Source organism: Roseibium sp. M-1 (assembly GCF_054515675.1).
The window spans coordinates 1706123-1722855 of record NZ_CM137257.1 but is presented as its reverse complement, the minus strand read 5'-3'; the positions used below and the strand labels follow the sequence as shown (position 1 = coordinate 1722855).

Here is a 16733-nt window from a genome sequence, read left to right as displayed (position 1 = left end):
GACTAGACGGGAATGCCTCAATGAGCACCGAACACCTGAAGACCATCGAGCAGCGGCTGCTGTGGCTGTCGCACTGGATGATCCACCACGCAAATCACATCCGTCCGAAAGTGGACGGCATCAAGATCGGCGGGCACCAGGCGAGTTCCGCCTCCATGGTGTCGATCATGACGGCGCTTTACTTCTCGGTGCTGAAGCCGGAAGACCGGGTCGCGGTCAAGCCGCATGCCTCGCCGATCTTCCACGCAATCCAGTACCTCATGGGCAACCAGACCCGCGAGAAGATGGAAAACTTCCGGGGTTACGGCGGGGTCCAGTCCTACCCCTCGCGCACCAAGGATATCGATGACGTCGACTTCTCCACCGGCTCGGTCGGCCTCGGCGTGGCGATCACCTCCTTCGCGTCGATCGTGCAGGATTATATTGCCGCCAAGAGCTGGTCCGTCGACAAGCCGCTCGGCCGCATGATCGCGCTGGTCGGTGATGCGGAACTGGACGAGGGCAACGTTTACGAGGCGCTGCAGGAGGGCTGGAAGAACGATCTCCGGAATTGCTGGTGGATCATCGACTACAACCGCCAGTCCCTCGACGGCATCGTGCGCGAAGGCCTGTTCGACCGGGTCGAGAAGATCTTCGATGCCTTTGGCTGGCAGGTCGTGCGGGTCAAATACGGTGTCCTGCAGCGCGCCGCCTTTGCGGAGCCAGGTGGCGACAGGCTGCGCCAGTGGATCGACGATTGCTCCAACCAGGACTATTCCGCACTCACCTTCATGGGTGGTGCCGTCTGGCGCAAACGACTGATGGACGACCTCGGCGACCAGGGCGACGTCACCGCCTTGATCGACCGCCGCTCCGACGACGAACTGGCGGATCTGATGGAAAATCTCGGCGGCAACTGCACCGAGACCATGGCCGACGCCTTTGCCGCGATCGATCACGACAAGCCGACCTGTTTCCTTGCCTATACGATCAAGGGCTGGGGAACGCCGATTGCCGGGCACAAGGACAATCACGGCGGTCTCATGAACAAGGCCCAGATGGCCGAGTGGCAGAAGCACATGGGCGTCGCGGAAGGCGAGGAATGGGAGCCTTTTGCGACCGTTAAGGACGTTGCTTTACTGAAGCGTTTCCTGAACGATGTTCCGTTCTTTGCGAAAGGTCGCCGCCGCTATTCGGACGACAAGATCGCGGTTCCGGCCATCGAACTGAGCTCCGACCGGGACATTTCCACCCAGATGGCCTTTGGCAAGGTCCTGGATGATCTCTCCAAGGGCGACAGCAAGCTGGCCGAACGCATCGTGACGACCTCGCCGGACGTTACCGGCACGACCAATCTCGGGCCCTGGGTCAACCGCCGCAAGCTCTTCGCGCGCACGGCGATGGCCGATGCCTTTATCGAGCACCGCATCCCGTCAACCGCCAAGTGGGAGTTCACGCCGGAAGGCCAGCACATCGAACTCGGCATCGCGGAAATGAACCTCTTCCTGCTGCTTGGTGCAGCGGGCCTGTCCCATTCCCTCTTCGGCGAGCGGCTGATCCCCATCGGCACGGTCTATGACCCGTTCGTCTGCCGTGGTCTCGATGCGCTCAACTATGCCTGCTACCAGGATGCCCGCTTCATGATCGTCGGCACGCCGTCCGGCGTGACACTGTCACCGGAAGGCGGCGCACACCAGTCCATCGGTACGCCGCTGATCGGCATGAGCCAGGACGGGCTGGCGGCTTTTGAGCCCGCCTTCGCCGACGAACTCGCCGTCATCATGGAATGGGCCTTCGACTATCTGCAGCGCGACGGCGAGGGCGATCCGGACGAGCGCACCTGGCTGCGTGACGAGACGGGCGGCTCGGTTTACCTGCGCCTCTCGACCAATCCGATCGAGCAGCCGGTAAAACGTGCCGACGATGCCTTCCGTCAGGGCGCCATCGACGGCGCCTATTGGCTCCGGAAGCCTGGTCCGAACTGCGAAGTCGTGATCGCCTATCAGGGCGTCGTGGCACCTGAAGCCATCAAGGCCGCGGGGGAACTTGCCGGCAACCGGCGCGATGTCGGCGTACTGGCGGTGACCTCCGCCGACCGGCTCAATGCCGGCTGGACGGCGGCGCAACGGGCACGCTCGCGCGGCAACAAGGCCGCCCGCTCCCATATCGAGCAGCTTTTGGGCGATCTGCCCGGTCACTGCAAGCTGATCACGGTCATCGACGGCCACCCGGCCACGCTCGCCTGGCTCGGCGGCGTCGCCGGCCACCAGACGATCCCGCTCGGCGTCGAACATTTCGGCCAGACCGGCACTATTCAAGACCTCTACCACCACTTCGGCATCGACGCGGCGTCGATCATCGAGAAGGTGAACGGACTAACGCCGGGGCGGCGGGTTTAGGAGGGCCGTACCACTTCACAGTCTGTAAATCGGTGTCAAACACGGGCGTCACCCCGGGCGACCGAAGGGATACCCGGGGCCTACTCATTTCCAGAGACGCTGAGGGGTGTCGGTCTGCCAAGACGAAATCTGCGCTTCAGCAAGGCGCACCGAGAGTAGTCCCCGGATCTGCGCTTCGCTTGTCCGGGGTGACTCAGATGTGAGTTGAGCTTCCGCTGGATGAGGTTGAAGTTCCGGTGCGCTTCTGCAAATAAGCCCGCTCTGCATTTCCGCCCATCACCGCCTGCCGCTCAGCCTCGCCGAGATCCTTCAGCAGCGCGTCGGTCATCCCGACCCAGTCTTCATAGGAACAGGCCAGCGTACAGACCGGCCAGTCGCTGCCCCAGATCAGGCGATCAGGGCCGAAGATGTCCAGAAGGTGGTCGACATAGGGGCGTAGATTCTCGATGGACCAATCCTGCCCGGCCTCGGTCACGAGGCCCGAGAGCTTGCAGAGAGCAGAGGTGTTTTCGGCAATTGCCCGCATCTCCTCGGCCCAGCCAGAGATCTCGCCCGCCGCAATTCGTGGTTTGGAGCCATGGTCGACGACGATGCGCAAGTCCGGATGGCGTTGGGCCAGCTGCAGCAGGTTCTTGAGATGCTGCGGCAAGGTGAGGGCGTCAAAGACAAGGTCGTGCGCGATCAGGGCCTCGTAGGCTGGTGCAAGGCTCGGCAGAAGCATCCAGTCCGGATCGGCAATATCCTGGATCATCGGACGGAGGCCGGCGAGCTTCGGGTTTTCGGCCAGTTCTGCGATCAGGTCCGGAGCTTTTGCAGCTTCGAAATCGACCCAGCCGACGACGCCCTTGATGAAGCTGTTCTCGCTGGCAAGCTCCAGCATGTAGCGGGTTTCGGCAACCGTCGGGGCGGCTTGCACCAGGATGGTTCCTTCAATCCCGAACCGCTCCAGCATCGGTGTCAGATCAGCGGGGCTGAAATCCCGGTAGATCGGGCCGAAGTCCGGCGTCAGCCAGCCGTAGTCGCCACGATCAAGCGCCCAGAAATGCTGATGCGCGTCGATCATGACTCTATGATGCCCTTGGTCAGGATGATGTTGCCGTAAAGCCGTGTTTCGCCGGTCTGGACGACCGCATAGGCACTGCTCGCAGCCTCATAGAAGGCGTGCCGCTCCAACGTCGCGATCTTCGCCGGCCTGTCGGCGGTGCCATCGATGATCGTCTGGAATTCGGCGACGATCTCCGGGATAGCATCCGGCTCGCCGACGACCTGCATGGTTCGCGCGGGCGCCTCGACGAAGGTGTCGAGCGGCATGACCTTCAAGATGGCGCTCAGCGTGTCGGTCGCCGAAATGCCGTCGAGGCGGATACACTCCGGCCCGGAGCTTTCCGCCGGAAAATTGGCGTCGGCGATGACGATCTCGTCGCCATGGCCCATGGCGCGCAGCGCATAGAGCAGGGCGGGGCTCAGGATCGGCGGCAGGTTACGCAGCATGGCTGGTCTCGCTCGGCAGAGGGGCATCATCCCGGATCAGGCGCTCCGAGCGCAGGTCCGACCAGAACGCGGCAGGGATGTCGGTCTTCAGAAGCGCTATATTGGCCTCTACTTCCGCAGCGCTGACCGCGCCGGGAATGACTGTCTTCACGCAGGGATGGCCGAGTACGAATTGCAGCGCCGCGGCGATCAGCGGGACCGAGTGGCTTCGGCAGACAAGCTCGATCTGGCGCACCCGTTCCAGGATGTCGGGCGGCGCGTCGGCGTAATTGTACTTGGCGCCCGGAACGGCTCCGGTTGCCAGAATGCCGGAATTGTATGGCCCGCCGAGAATGATGCCGACATCCCGCTTTTCGCAGAGCGGCAGAAAACTTTCCAACGCATCCTGTTCCAACAGCGTGTAGCGGCCCGCGAGCAGGAAACAGTCGAAATCGGCAAGACCCAGCAACTTCTGGCAGACCTGCCATTCGTTGACACCGGCACCGATGGCAGAGATTTCACCTGATTGCTTCAGCTCGGTCAGGGCCTTGTAGCCGCCAAGGTCGAAGAGTTCACGCACCCTGAGGTCACTGGCTTCCTGCGAGCCTTGCGAGAAGGCGCAGACATCGTGGACGAAGAGGATATCGGCGTTGGCGACCTGAAGCCGCTCGCGGCTGGCTTCATAGCTGCGCATGACGCCATCATAGCTGTAGTCGAAGACGATACGCTTCTGCGGCACGTCGACAAAGGCTTCCGGTGTCACTTCATGCGGCTCGCAGTCCAGCAGCAACCGGCCGATCTTGGTTGAAAGCTCGATGGTGTCTCGGCCGAAGCGTTCGATCGCTTCGGCAAAGCGCATTTCGGACCGGCCGAGGCCGTATTGAGGGGCCGTGTCGAAATAGCGGATGCCATTGTCGAAGGCTGCCTGGAGGGCTGCCTGGGCGTCCTCTTCCGAAACCTTGCGATAGAGATTGCCGAGCGGCGCGCCGCCGAAACCCATCTCCGTCAATTCAATCTTGCGCGCGGTCCTGTTGTTCAGGAGCCGCGTCGGCAGGGCGTTCATAGGCGTCCTCCACTTATTCATTGCCGGCATGCCGCGTTCTTCGCGGTCTTCCCGGCCGATGGGGCGTTGCTATTCGAAGAGGTCAGGCCGGCTTTCGATGAGCGGTTCCAGACGGGTTACAAGTTCACTCAGGTGGACCTGCATGGCCCGGCGCGCCTTCTCCGGGTCCTTTTCGCGGATCGCTTCAACGATCGCCCGGTGCTCTTCGTAGGAGGCAATCGCCCGGCCACGCATGGGCAGGAGCAGGTGCCGTGCCCGGTTGACCTGGACCCAGCCGGTTGCAGAAAGCTGGTTAAGCCTGGGGTAACCGGTGAACGCAAGGATCAGTTCGTGCAGGCGCTCGTCTTCCCGGTAAAAGCCGGCCTCGTCATGGTCCTCAAGGCAAAGTGCCTGAAGCCTGAGGTTCCGGGTCAGCTCGGCCAGTTGCTCTTCGGTGCGCTCCACCGCGACCTTGGCGACCGCCGCCAGTTCGATCGCCTCGCGCAGGAACGCGCCTTCACGGATTTCGGACATGGAGAAGCGCGTCACCCGGGAGCCGGACTGGGGAACCACCTCCACCAGGCCTTCCGCCGCCAGACGGGTGATCGCCTCGGTCACCGGTGAGCGTGAGACGCCAAGCTGTTCGCAAATCACCTGCTTCTTCAGAAGGGTTCCAGGAGGCAGATCCATCGCCAGGATCGCCGAGCGCAGTGCCTCGTAGACACGCTGCGCCAGCGATCCGGACAGTTTGCCGATGTCCGGAAGGGGAAATTCCAGGATGTCTTGTTCGCTGCTAAGTGACATGGCTATCTCGGTTAGAATGCTAACATGTTAGTTGACACAGTTATTCTGTCAAGCTAATCGTGAAGAAAGAACGGCGCGAACGGGGACAAGTCCGCGGAGAGCGGGAAATTAGGAAAAGACGTTCGTTTTCTAAAGGTTATCGGCAAATTTTCGCTCCCGTTCGAGCGATATTGCCGGACCGAAGAAGCTGGAACGGGGAGAGAAAGACTTGTTGCAGCCTCATGCAAATTCGATCCTTTTGAATGCGGATGACAATGTCGTCATCGCACTTCAGGACATTGCTGCTGGTAGCTCGGCGGCATTTGTGGATGGGCCTTTGCCGGAAGCGATCGCACGTGGCCACAAGATCGCCCGCAAGCCCATTGCCAAGGGTGAGAACGTCATTCGCTACGGCCAGATCATCGGCGAGGCGAAAGGCGACATCCGTCCGGGCGAGCATGTCCATGTCCACAATCTCGGCATGGGCGATCACAGCCAGGACTTCCAGTATGCCGAAGCGTCCATCCCGCTGGAGCCGATTGCGGAAGAGCGCACCTTCCTCGGGTATCGCCGGTCGACCGGCAAGGCAGGCACGCGCAACTATATCGGCATCCTGACGTCCGTGAATTGCTCCGGGTCGGTCGCGCGCTTCATCGCCGAAGCTGCCGAAAAGTCAGGTCTGCTCAAGGACTACCCGAATGTCGACGGCATCGTTCCGATCGTCCACGGCACCGGCTGCGGCATGTCCGGCAAGGACGAGGGCTATGCAACCCTCTTCCGGACGCTTTCCGGTTACGCCCAGCATCCGAATTTTGCCGCGATCCTTTTGATCGGCCTCGGCTGCGAGGTCATGCAGATTGCCGATCTCATCGGCGACCGAAAGATCCGCCCGGGCGGCGACCTGCGCTATATGACGATCCAGCAGACGGGCGGCACCCGCCGGACAATCGAGGCGGGACTCAAGGAATTGCGTGAGCTGGCCGAGCTTGCAAACAAGGCCGAGCGCACGCCGGTTCCGGTTTCCGAGATCACGGTCGGCATGCAGTGCGGCGGTTCGGACGGCTATTCCGGCATCACCGCCAATCCGGCGCTCGGTATTGCCTCCGATCTTCTTGTTCGTCACGGCGGCACCACCATCCTGTCGGAAACCTCGGAGATCTACGGTGCGGAACACCTTTTGACCCGCAGGGCGGTCTCCGTCGATGTCGGCAAGAAGCTGATCGAGCGGGTGCGCTGGTGGGAGGACTACACCGCCCGCAACGGCGGCGAGATGGACAACAACCCGTCTCCCGGCAACAAGCGCGGCGGGCTGACGACCATTCTGGAAAAGTCCCTCGGCGCAGCCGCCAAGGGTGGGTCGGCACCGCTGGTCGATGTCTACAAGTTTGGCGAACCCATCGACAAGAAGGGCTTCGTCTTCATGGACAGCCCCGGCTTCGATCCCTGCTCCGTGACGGGCCAGATCGCGTCTGGCGCCAACATCATCGTCTTCACCACCGGCCGTGGCTCCGTTTCCGGTTACATGCCGACCCCCTGCATCAAGCTCGCCACCAACAGCGAGATGTATGGCCGCATGTCCGAGGACATGGACATCAATTGCGGCGACGTGATTTCGGAAAATATCAGCCTGGAAGCCAAGGGCGAGGAGATCTTCGAGCGGATCATCGCGATCGCTTCCGGCGAAAAGTCGCGAAGCGAGGAGCTCGGTTTCGGCGGCGTGGAATTCGTGCCGTGGCAGATCGGTGCGGTGATGTAGTCGCGCGCGGCAGGATCGAAAAAGGCATCGGAAAATCGGCGGACTTTCGGGAGGAATTCAGTGCGCTTGAAGGATAAGACAATACTGGTTTCTGCGGCCGGACAGGGCATCGGCCGTGCAAGCGCAATTGCATGTGCCCGCGAAGGCGCGAAGGTCTTTGCCGTAGATATCAACGAGGAAACCCTGGCAACCCTTCCCGGAGAATGCCCCGGGATTGAGACCCGGAAACTGGACGTGCGCGACCGGAGCGCGGTCGATGCGCTGGCTGCCGGCCTGCCGCCGCTGGACGGGCTTTTCAACTGTGCCGGCTTCGTCCATCACGGCACGGTTCTCGATATCTCCGAAGACGACTGGGCCTTCAGCTTCGATCTCAACGTCACCTCCATGTACCGCATGACCCAGGCCTTTCTGCCCGGCATGCGGGAACGGGCCAAGGCAACTGGCGGGGCTTCGATCCTCAACATGGCGTCCATGGCGTCCTCTATCAAAGGTTTTCCGGTGCGCACGCTCTATGGGACGACCAAGGCGGCCGTGATCGGCCTCACCAAGGGTGTGGCCGCCGATTTTGTTGCCGAAGGCATCCGCTGCAATGCGCTTTGCCCCGGCACTGTCGATACGCCGTCGCTGCGTGGCCGCATCGCCTCCGCACCGGATCCGGTGGAAGCGGAAAAGAACTTCATTGCCCGCCAGCCCATGGGCCGGCTCGCAACCGTCGACGACATGACACCGATGGTCGTCTATCTGCTGTCTGACGAAAGCCGGTTCGTCTCCGGTCAGGCGCTTCTGGTCGATGGAGGCGTCACCATCTGAGGTGAGGTCTTCATTGCGGTTTGGGAGGACTGCGATGACACAACTGGTGAGGATGGCGGGGATCGAAAAACGCTTCCCCGGTGTGCATGCCCTGAAAGCCGTCAGCTTCGAGCTCGACAGCGGCGAGGTCCACGCACTCATGGGAGAAAACGGCGCCGGCAAGTCGACCCTGATGAAGATCCTGTCCGGTATCTATCCCAAGGATGCAGGAGAACTGCTGGTCAATGGCCAGGCCGTGGAGCTGCACGGACCGCGCGCGGCGCAGGATCTCGGCATCGGCATCATTCACCAGGAACTCAGCCTGATGAACGACCTGACGGTGGCCCAGAACATCTTCATCGGCCGCGAGCCGCGCCTGCGCTTCGGCCGGCTGGACGAGGTGGCGCTGAATGCGGCGGCCGTCGAAATCTTCCGCTCGATGAACCTGAACCTCAATCCGAAGACAATTGTCGGCGAGCTGACCATCGCCCGCCAGCAGATGGTCGAGATCGCCAAGGCGCTGTCCTACCGCTCCAAGATCCTGATCATGGACGAACCGACGGCGGCCCTCAACGATGCGGAGATCGCCGAACTCTTCACCATCATCCGTCGCCTCAAGGCTGATGGTGTCGGCATCATCTATATCAGCCACAAGATGGACGAACTGAAGCAGATCGCCGACCGGGTGACGGTGATGCGCGATGGGGCTTATGTCGGCACGGTTGGCGCGGCCGAGACGCCCGTTGCGAAGATCATCTCAATGATGGTCGGGCGCGAGGTCACCAACGAGGCCGTCTCGGTTCCCGACCTGTCCGCGGACGAAACCGTTCTGGAAGTGAAGGGTCTCAATCGCGGCCGCGAGATCCGCGATGTCAGTTTTTCTGTAAAGAAAGGCGAGATCCTGGGTTTTGCCGGGCTGATGGGCGCCGGGCGCACGGAAGTGGCCCGCGCGATCTTCGGCGCCGATCCGCGTGACAGCGGCGAGATCCGCGTGCATGGCAAGCCCTGCTCTATTTCCAAGCCCTCCGACGCGGTGAAGGCAGGGATTGGCTATCTCTCCGAGGACCGTAAGCACTTCGGCCTTGCCACCGGTATGGACGTGCGCACCAATATCGCGCTTGCCAGCCTTGATCGTTTCTCCGGCAGCTTCGGCGTGCTGAGGGAAGACGCGATGCGCAAGACGGCGCAGGACTATATCGGCAAACTGGAAATCCGCACGCCGTCCGACCGGCAGGAAGTCCGGCTCTTGTCCGGCGGCAATCAGCAGAAGGTCGTCATCGCCAAGTGGCTCTACCGGGATTGCGACATCCTGATCTTCGACGAGCCCACCAGAGGCATCGATGTCGGTGCCAAGTCGGAAATCTACAAGCTGCTGAAGGCGCTGGCGAAGGAGGGCAGGGCGGTCATCGTCATCTCTTCCGAACTGCCGGAAATCATGCGGCTCAGCCACCGCATCGCCGTCATGTGCGAAGGCCGCCTCACCGGCATCCTGCCGGGCGGCGAGGACACCACCCAGGAAGACATCATGCATCTGGCGACGCTCCGGGCGCCTTCCATGCAGCCAGAGGGATACACCCAATGACCGCCGTGAACACGACATCCTCGCCGTCACTTGCCGCCCGGCTCATAGAAGGCGGAGCGCATCAGAAGCTGCTCGCCTTCGCCAGCCTGATCCTGCTCCTGGTCGGCTTCTCGATTGCCTCGCCAAATTTCATGCAGACGTCCAACATGATCGCGATCCTGCAGGCGACGTCGGTCAACGGAGTGCTGGCGGTGGCCGCGACGCTGGTGATTATCACCGGCGGGATCGACCTTTCGGTCGGCACACTCATGACCTTTTGCGCGGTGATCGCCGGCGTAGTCCTCACCAATCTCGGCATGCCGCTGCCGCTTGGCGTCATCGCCGCCATTGCAACGGGCGCTTTTTGCGGCCTGTGCTCGGGCACCTTCATTGCCAAGATGAAGATCCCGCCCTTCATCGCCACCCTCGGCATGATGCTGATCCTGAAAGGCCTGTCGCTGGTGATCTCCGGCACCCGGCCGATCTATTTCAACGATACGCCGGGTTTCGATCTGATCTCGCGCGGTTCGTTGATCGGCGACATCTTTCCAGCCCTGCCGATCCCCAATGGCGTGTTGATCCTGTTCCTCGTCGCGGGCGCCGCCTCCTATATTCTCGGCCGCACGGTTCTTGGCCGTTATACCTTCGCGCTCGGCTCCAACGAGGAGGCCGTGCGGCTTTCCGGCGTCAACACCGATTTTTGGAAGATGTCGGTCTATGCGCTCGCCGGTGCCATCTGCGGTATTGCCGGCATTCTCATCGCCTCGCGACTCAACTCCGCCCAGCCGGCGCTGGGCCTCGGCTACGAACTCGAAGCCATCGCCGCCGTCGTCATCGGCGGCACCTCGCTCTCCGGCGGCCGCGGCACGGTGCTCGGCACGCTGATCGGGGCCCTCATCATGGCAGTGCTTACCAACGGTTTGCGCGTGCTCTCCGTCGCCCAGGAATGGCAGACGGTGGTCACGGGCGCGATCATCATCCTGGCCGTCTATGCGGACATGGTGCGCAGGCGCAAAGCCTGAAACTCGTCAACCAACAAGAGGGCCGCAACGCCCCGCTTTCCGGACATGCTGTCCGATCAACCACAGGAGAGGAATATGCTGAACAGACGTACCCTCATCGGAGCCGCCAGCGCCGCCGCGCTGATGCTGTCCGGAAACTTTGCCTTTGCCCAGGAAACCTACATTCCGCTGGTTTCCAAGGGCTTCCAGCACCAGTTCTGGCAGGCCGTGAAGGCCGGGGCCGATCAGGCAGCCTCCGAACTCGGGGTCACCATCACCTTCGAAGGTCCGGACAACGAGACCATGGTCGACCGCCAGATCGACATGCTGGCCGCCGCCCTCGCCAAGAACCCGACGGCCATCGGCTTTGCCGCGCTCGACAGCCAGGCCGCTATTCCGCTGTTGAAGCAGGCCCAGGAAAAGGGCATTCCGGTCATCGCCTTCGACAGTGGCGTCGACAGCGACATCCCGGTGACCACCGCGTCCACCGATAACGTCGCCGCGGCAGCGCTTGCCGCCGACAAGATGGCAGAACTGATCGGCGGCGCCGGCAAGGTGGCGATCGTCGCCCATGACCAGACCAGCCGCACCGGTATCGACCGCGTCGACGGTTTCGCCAATCAGATCAAGGACAAGTATCCGGACATCGAGGTCGTGACCGTCCAGTACGGTGGCGGCGACCACCTGAAGTCGACAGAGCTCACCAAGGCGATTCTGACCGCCAATCCGGATCTGAAGGGTGTCTTCGGCGCCAATGAAGGGTCTGCACTCGGCGTCGTCAACGGCGTCACCGAAATGGGCAAGTCCGACATCGTCATCATCGGATATGACAGTGGCAAGGCCCAGAAGGATGCGATCCTCAGCGGCGTCATGGCCGGAGCGATCACCCAGAACCCGGTCGGCATCGGCTACGAGACCGTCAAGGCCGCACTCGATGCGTCCCAGGGCAAGGAAGTCCCCGCCAATATCGATACCGGCTTCTACTGGTACGACAAGTCCAACATCGACGATCCGAAGATCGCCGCTGTGCTTTACGACTGATCGCAAGCCGGTCAGCCTTTCCTCCCGGTCGGCTTTCTGCTTTCATCCCCTCCGGCTTGAAAGCAGACCGATCCGGACACCAATGCCCGGCCGCCCCAAACGGCCGGGTTCCAACCTTCAAGGACGATCCTTCATGAAATTGCTGAGATATGGCGCCCCGGGACAGGAAAAGCCCGGCATTCTCGATGCCGACAACCGGGTACGCGACCTGTCTTCCGTCGTGCCGGACATTGCGGGCAACGTCCTGTTGCCGGAAAGCATCCAGCGCCTCCAGGGCATCGACATCAGCACGTTGCCCGTCGTCGACGGCACGCCGCAGGGGGACCTGCGCCTTGGCCCCTGTGTCGGCAATGTCGGCAAGTTCATCTGTATCGGCCTCAACTATGCCGACCATGCCGCTGAATCCGGCCTCGACGTGCCGCCGGAGCCGGTCGTCTTCAACAAGTGGACCTCCGCCATCATCGGCCCGGACGACGATGTGAAGATCCCCCGCGGCTCTCACAAGACTGACTGGGAGGTCGAACTCGGCCTCGTGATCGGCAAGGGCGGTGCCTATATCGAGGAAGCCGACGCAATGAGCCATGTCGCTGGCTTCTGCGTCATCAACGACGTCTCGGAACGCGAATTCCAGATCGAGCGCGCCGGCACCTGGGACAAGGGCAAGGGCTGCGACACCTTCGGTCCGCTCGGCCCCTGGCTTGTGACCCCGGACGAGGTCGGTGACTTCGACGATCTCGGCATGTGGCTGGACGTCGACGGCGTGCGCCGTCAGAACGGCTCCACCAAGACCATGGTCTACCGCGTGCCCTTCCTGGTCTCCTATCTCAGCCGCTTCATGAGCCTGCAGCCGGGCGACGTCGTCTCCACCGGCACGCCTCCGGGTGTGGGCATGGGCCACAAGCCGCCGATTTATCTGAAAGGCGGGGAAGTCATGACGCTTGGCATCGACAAGCTCGGCAGCCAGACGCAGAAGGTGACCAGGGCCTGATCTGTAAAATCTTATGAAAGCACCGGCCGGACGCAGCCAAGCGTTCGGCCGTCGACTTTTCCCTAAGCATCGCGGGCGATCTGCCAGCCACCCCATGACTGGCTGACAGGCATGACCTCCAGCGAATTGACGTTGATATGCGGTGGCTGGGTCGCGACCCAGTAGACCGTGTTGGCGATGTCCTCCGGCTGGATCGCGTTTGCGCCGCCGTAAAGCGCATCGTAGCTTTCCTGATTGCCGCCTGTACGCACAAGTGTGAACTCGCTTTCGCACAGACCCGGCTCGATGGACGTCACCCGCACTCCCTTGCCATGAAGATCCGACCGCAAGCCAAGTGAAAACTGGCGCAGGAAGGCCTTGGTGCCGGCATAGACATTGCCGCCCGGGTATGGCCAGTTCGCGGCAATCGACGAGATGTTGACGATCATGCCTCTTCGCTCGATCAACCTGGGCAAAAGCTGGTCGGTAATGGTTACGAGACCGGTGATGTTGGTGTCGATCATGGTCTTCCAGTCCGACAGGTTCGTTCCAGGAGCGGAGGCCGTTCCAAGGGCGAGCCCGGCATTGTTGACGAGGATATCGATCTGCCGGAAACCTTCGGGCAGGCTTGCAAGGGCAGCTCTGGTCGCCGCTTCGTCCATGATGTCGAAGACAAGGGGATGAAAGCCGTCTCCGAGTTCGGTTTTGAGGCCCGCCAGCCGGTCCGCGCGCCGGCCGGTCCCGATGACTTTCCAGCCATTCCTTACAAACAGCCGCGCCATTGCCTGGCCGAAGCCCGAAGTTGTCCCGGTGATGAGGAGTGTGCCGCTCATGCGCTTGCCTTTCGAAGAAGGGGGTCAAGAGTTTGCCTGGACCATAGGCGGCTGAACCGGCGGCACAACGTCAAAATCGGGGTTCTGCGTTCCTGGCTCCTATGAATGTGAGCGCTGGCTCTAAGTCTGCCTTGCGACTGGTCCTAGGAGTGATGAAACCGTTTCGAGCTCAAGGACCCCGTGCCATGACCCAGATGCCGATCAACATGGATCACCATTGGCTGCCCTTCACGAACAACCGTCTCTTCCACAAGGAACCGCAAATGTTTGCGCGGGCGGAAGGCGTGCGTTACTGGACACCAGAAGGCCGGGAAATTCTGGACGGGTCTTCGGGCCTCTTCACCTGTGCTGCCGGTCACGGGCGCAAGGAGATCGCAGAAGCCGTCTACAAGCAGCTCCAGGTCCTGGATTATACGCCGCATTTCCAACGAGCCGCACCGATCTCTTTCGAACTCGCGGAGGCCCTGAGCGAGCTCCTGCCTGATGGACTCGACCGGATCTTCTTCGGCTCGTCAGGCTCAGAAGCGGTTGATTCGGCAATCAAGATCTGCCTTGCCTACCACAAGGCCAAGGGCGAGCCGCAGCGCACCCGGTTCGTCTCCCGTTCCTGGGCCTATCACGGTGTCAACCTGGGCGGTACCTCGCTCGCGGGCATGGTGAACAACCGCCGCGAATTCTCCGGTGTCACCTGCGACGTGGTCCACATGCGCCACACCTGGAACGAGGATCAGCGCTTCACGCGCGGGCAGCCGCAAGACGGAGCCTGGCTCGCCGAAGATCTGGAAGAGATCTGCAGGACCTATGGCGGCGAGACGATTGCGGCAGTCTTTGTCGAACCGATCGCCGGATCCATCGGCACGATCGTGCCTCCCGTCGGGTATCTTCAGAAACTGCGTGAGATTGCCGACAAATACGGCATCCTGCTTGTCTTTGACGAGGTCATCACGGGTTTTGGGCGGACAGGGTCGGCATTTGCGGCGCAGGAGTTCGGCGTGACACCTGATGTCATGACCATGGCCAAGGCGCTCACGAATGGCGCGATCCCCATGAGCGCGGTCGCGGTAAAAACGGAGATCCAGAAAGCGGTCATCGGGTCCATTTCCGCGGACCGGCCGGAGCTGATGCACGGTTATACCTATTCGGCCCATCCGGTCGCCTGTGCTGCCGCACTGGCAACGCTCGGGATCTACAAGGCCGACGGTCTCTTCGAGCGGGCAGCAAGCCTGTCTTCAGTGTTTCTCGATGGCGTTTTCAGCCTGCGAAACCTGCCTCATGTGTTCGATCTGCGCGGTCATGGCATGATTTCCGGCATCCAGCTGACACCGGGCAGGACACCTGGTGAAAAAGGGTCGCTGGTGCAGCGGCTGCTATTCGACGAAGGCCTCCACGTCAAGGCGACCGGTGATGCCCTCATCTTCGCCCCGGCCTTCATAACGTCTGAGGACGACCTGTCGAAAATGGTCGACATTCTCCAGAAGGTCCTCGGAAGCGCCGAACTCTGATTTTGCTGCAATCGACGGGCGATCTTACATGTGGTGCGCTGTTTCCCGTTCGCAGATGTCAAGAAGCTGCCCCAGCAGGCGGATGCCGGGTTCGAGTTTCTCTTCAGCAATAGCGCCGAAGCCGAGTCGGATGCGATTGCGGGGGCTGTTTGCCGAGAAGTAGCGATCGTCTCCGGATTCGATCAGCAGACCCTTGCGTGCTGCCATGGCTTGCAGATCGGCAGCCAGGACACTCTCCGGCAGTCGAAGCCAGACACCGGAGCCGCCCGTCGTAACTGTTGCCCGGCAGGTCGGCAGGTGCGTCTCGATCAGCCGGAAGATCTTCTTCCACTTCTGGGAGAGGATCTTGCGCTGGCGGCGGATGTGGGAATCGTAGTGCCCCTCCGACAGGAAGATAGCCATAGCACGCTGATCGAGCGCGGAAGGGTGCCGGTACATCAAGCGCCGCAGCGCCCTGAGCTCCCGGATGATGCGCCTGTCGGCCGCAATGAATCCGAGCCGCAATCCCGGGAACAAGGCCTTGGAAAGGCTGGCGACATGTATGACCCGGCCGGTCCGGTCGAAGCTGCGAAGCGACGGCTTCTGGGCACCGATGAAATTCAGCTCGTGTTCGTAGTCGTCTTCCAAAACGATGAAATCATGCGTTTCGGCAAGAGCGAGTAACCGCAGGCGGCGTTCCATCGACATGGTGACATTGGTCGGAGACTGGTGGCCGGGCGTCACATAAACAAGCCTGGCACCCTTCAAGGTGTCGCCGACCCGCATGCCGTTTGAATCGACCGGATGAAACTTGAGCTCTGAACCGAAGGACTGGAAGATGTTGCGCGTGTCGACATAACCGGGTTCTTCCATGTCCGCCCTAACACCGGGCCGGCAGAAGAGTTGCGCCACCATGAAGAGGGCATTCTGCGCACCGACGGTCACCAGGATTTCGTCAGGGTCTGCGCGAAACCCCCGCTGCGGCAGCATCCGGCGAATGATCTGGTCCACCAGCATCGGGTCGTCCCGGTCGACCAGGTCTCCGATCCAGGTCGGGGCATGCTGGGCGGTTCCTGCAAGACGGACGCAGTCGCGCCAGCGCGCGACGGAGGTCTTGTCGGGCGAGAGCTGGCCGTAGATGAAGGGGTAGGGATAGGCTTGCCAATCGGCAGGCTTGGAAATGTTTGCCTGTTCGGAATAGCGGCAGGACAGAAACGCCTGCGGATCGAAGGGGTGTTCGGCAGTGGGCAGAATATCCTTGGCGTGATCGTCGACCCGGATGTTGAGCTGTTCCCGGATATGCCGCTCGTTGATGAAGTACCCGCGGCGGTTGACGGACTTCAGATAACCGTCCTCAACCAGCCTTTCATAGACGATGGCAACCGTGTTGCGGGAAACCTTGATTTCGCTTGAAAAGACACGAGTTGCCGGCAGCGGCTCGTGCAGAGGCCAGACGCCGTCCAGAATGGCCTCGATCAGCCGTTCCTGGATCTGGTGCTGCAATCGCCTTCCCGGATCAAAGGGCGTTTCGAAATAGGTCGCAAGCATCAGTGCCGAAAGAATGTCCCTGGTTTCGCTCAGCCGTCAAACGCAAGTCTGAAGCCAATTCCGGGTGCCGCATAGCCCGGAAG

14 protein-coding genes are annotated in these 16733 nt (G+C 61.7%); 8 read left to right on the top strand and 6 right to left on the bottom strand.

Features of this window, described 5'->3' with window-relative positions; translation table 11 throughout:
• The first annotated feature begins 20 nt into the window (after positions 1 to 20).
• On the top strand, positions 21 to 2378 hold the full coding sequence (locus tag ACX3M4_RS07830) for a transketolase-like TK C-terminal-containing protein (protein WP_459358024.1): 2358 nt from the start codon (positions 21 to 23) through the stop codon (positions 2376 to 2378).
• A gap of 193 nt (positions 2379 to 2571) precedes the next feature.
• On the opposite strand, the gene ACX3M4_RS07825 is transcribed toward ACX3M4_RS07830, so the two are convergent.
• The 4 genes from ACX3M4_RS07825 to ACX3M4_RS07810 all read right to left on the bottom strand — a co-directional run bounded on the left by ACX3M4_RS07825 (position 2572) and on the right by ACX3M4_RS07810 (position 5694).
• Entirely contained in the window at positions 2572 to 3441 is an 870-nt protein-coding gene (locus ACX3M4_RS07825) for an amidohydrolase family protein (RefSeq protein WP_459358023.1), read from the bottom strand.
• On the bottom strand, positions 3438 to 3869 hold the full coding sequence (locus ACX3M4_RS07820) for an RbsD/FucU family protein (RefSeq protein WP_459358022.1): 432 nt from the start codon (positions 3867 to 3869) through the stop codon (positions 3438 to 3440). Before ACX3M4_RS07820 ends, ACX3M4_RS07825 begins: the two co-directional genes overlap by 4 nt.
• Entirely contained in the window at positions 3859 to 4911 is a 1053-nt protein-coding gene (locus tag ACX3M4_RS07815) for an aldo/keto reductase (protein ID WP_459358021.1), read from the bottom strand. Before ACX3M4_RS07815 ends, ACX3M4_RS07820 begins: the two co-directional genes overlap by 11 nt.
• A 69-nt stretch (positions 4912 to 4980) precedes the next feature.
• Entirely contained in the window at positions 4981 to 5694 is a 714-nt protein-coding gene (locus tag ACX3M4_RS07810; protein ID WP_459358020.1) for a GntR family transcriptional regulator, read from the bottom strand.
• Positions 5695 to 5902: 208 nt separating this feature from the next.
• Here ACX3M4_RS07810 and ACX3M4_RS07805 point away from each other — a divergent pair, with 208 nt between their 5' ends.
• From ACX3M4_RS07805 to ACX3M4_RS07780, 6 genes are all read left to right on the top strand, one after another.
• A complete protein-coding gene (locus tag ACX3M4_RS07805) occupies positions 5903 to 7429 on the top strand; it encodes a UxaA family hydrolase (RefSeq protein WP_459358019.1) in 1527 nt (508 codons plus the stop codon).
• A 60-nt stretch (positions 7430 to 7489) separates the two neighbouring features.
• On the top strand, positions 7490 to 8239 hold the full coding sequence (locus ACX3M4_RS07800) for an SDR family oxidoreductase (RefSeq protein WP_459358018.1): 750 nt from the start codon (positions 7490 to 7492) through the stop codon (positions 8237 to 8239).
• A 34-nt stretch (positions 8240 to 8273) separates the two neighbouring features.
• Positions 8274 to 9800, top strand: coding sequence for a sugar ABC transporter ATP-binding protein (locus ACX3M4_RS07795; RefSeq protein WP_459358017.1), 1527 nt, complete (start codon positions 8274 to 8276; stop codon positions 9798 to 9800).
• The gene (locus ACX3M4_RS07790) at positions 9797 to 10801 is read left to right on the top strand and encodes an ABC transporter permease (RefSeq protein WP_459358016.1); all 1005 of its coding nucleotides are present in this window, start codon (positions 9797 to 9799) and stop codon (positions 10799 to 10801) included. Before ACX3M4_RS07795 ends, ACX3M4_RS07790 begins: the two co-directional genes overlap by 4 nt.
• Before the next feature lie 75 nt (positions 10802 to 10876).
• Positions 10877 to 11821, top strand: a complete 945-nt coding sequence (locus ACX3M4_RS07785; protein ID WP_459358015.1) for a substrate-binding domain-containing protein — start codon at positions 10877 to 10879, stop codon at positions 11819 to 11821.
• A 133-nt stretch (positions 11822 to 11954) separates the two neighbouring features.
• Positions 11955 to 12809, top strand: coding sequence for a fumarylacetoacetate hydrolase family protein (locus ACX3M4_RS07780; RefSeq protein WP_459358014.1), 855 nt, complete (start codon positions 11955 to 11957; stop codon positions 12807 to 12809).
• Between the two features lie 62 nt (positions 12810 to 12871).
• Here the strand turns inward: ACX3M4_RS07780 and ACX3M4_RS07775 are convergent, their stop codons facing one another.
• Positions 12872 to 13621 carry an SDR family NAD(P)-dependent oxidoreductase gene (locus ACX3M4_RS07775; RefSeq protein ID WP_459358013.1) on the bottom strand — a complete coding sequence of 250 codons (750 nt, stop codon included), beginning with the start codon at positions 13619 to 13621 and terminating at the stop codon, positions 12872 to 12874.
• Positions 13622 to 13806: 185 nt separating this feature from the next.
• On the opposite strand from ACX3M4_RS07775, the gene aptA reads away from it, so the two are divergent.
• The gene (aptA, locus tag ACX3M4_RS07770; RefSeq protein WP_459358012.1) at positions 13807 to 15123 is read left to right on the top strand and encodes an omega-aminotransferase AptA; all 1317 of its coding nucleotides are present in this window, start codon (positions 13807 to 13809) and stop codon (positions 15121 to 15123) included.
• A 24-nt stretch (positions 15124 to 15147) separates the two neighbouring features.
• Here the strand turns inward: aptA and ACX3M4_RS07765 are convergent, their stop codons facing one another.
• Positions 15148 to 16650 (bottom strand): aminotransferase-like domain-containing protein, encoded by a 1503-nt coding sequence (locus tag ACX3M4_RS07765; RefSeq protein WP_459358011.1) that lies wholly within the window; start codon positions 16648 to 16650, stop codon positions 15148 to 15150.
• Positions 16651 to 16733 lie beyond the last annotated feature (83 nt).

What these genes read in the sequence shown, in the direction of transcription:
- ACX3M4_RS07830 (WP_459358024.1), top strand. Translation starts at nt 21, where the DNA reads ATGAGCACCGAACACCTGAAGACCATCGAGCAGCGGCTGCTGTGGCTG.
- ACX3M4_RS07825 (WP_459358023.1), bottom strand. Translation starts at nt 3,441, where the DNA reads ATGATCGACGCGCATCAGCATTTCTGGGCGCTTGATCGTGGCGACTAC.
- ACX3M4_RS07820 (WP_459358022.1), bottom strand. Translation starts at nt 3,869, where the DNA reads ATGCTGCGTAACCTGCCGCCGATCCTGAGCCCCGCCCTGCTCTATGCG.
- ACX3M4_RS07815 (WP_459358021.1), bottom strand. Translation starts at nt 4,911, where the DNA reads ATGAACGCCCTGCCGACGCGGCTCCTGAACAACAGGACCGCGCGCAAG.
- ACX3M4_RS07810 (WP_459358020.1), bottom strand. Translation starts at nt 5,694, where the DNA reads ATGTCACTTAGCAGCGAACAAGACATCCTGGAATTTCCCCTTCCGGAC.
- ACX3M4_RS07795 (WP_459358017.1), top strand. Translation starts at nt 8,274, where the DNA reads ATGACACAACTGGTGAGGATGGCGGGGATCGAAAAACGCTTCCCCGGT.
- ACX3M4_RS07790 (WP_459358016.1), top strand. Translation starts at nt 9,797, where the DNA reads ATGACCGCCGTGAACACGACATCCTCGCCGTCACTTGCCGCCCGGCTC.
- ACX3M4_RS07785 (WP_459358015.1), top strand. Translation starts at nt 10,877, where the DNA reads ATGCTGAACAGACGTACCCTCATCGGAGCCGCCAGCGCCGCCGCGCTG.
- ACX3M4_RS07780 (WP_459358014.1), top strand. Translation starts at nt 11,955, where the DNA reads ATGAAATTGCTGAGATATGGCGCCCCGGGACAGGAAAAGCCCGGCATT.
- ACX3M4_RS07775 (WP_459358013.1), bottom strand. Translation starts at nt 13,621, where the DNA reads ATGAGCGGCACACTCCTCATCACCGGGACAACTTCGGGCTTCGGCCAG.
- aptA (WP_459358012.1), top strand. Translation starts at nt 13,807, where the DNA reads ATGACCCAGATGCCGATCAACATGGATCACCATTGGCTGCCCTTCACG.
- ACX3M4_RS07765 (WP_459358011.1), bottom strand. Translation starts at nt 16,650, where the DNA reads ATGCTTGCGACCTATTTCGAAACGCCCTTTGATCCGGGAAGGCGATTG.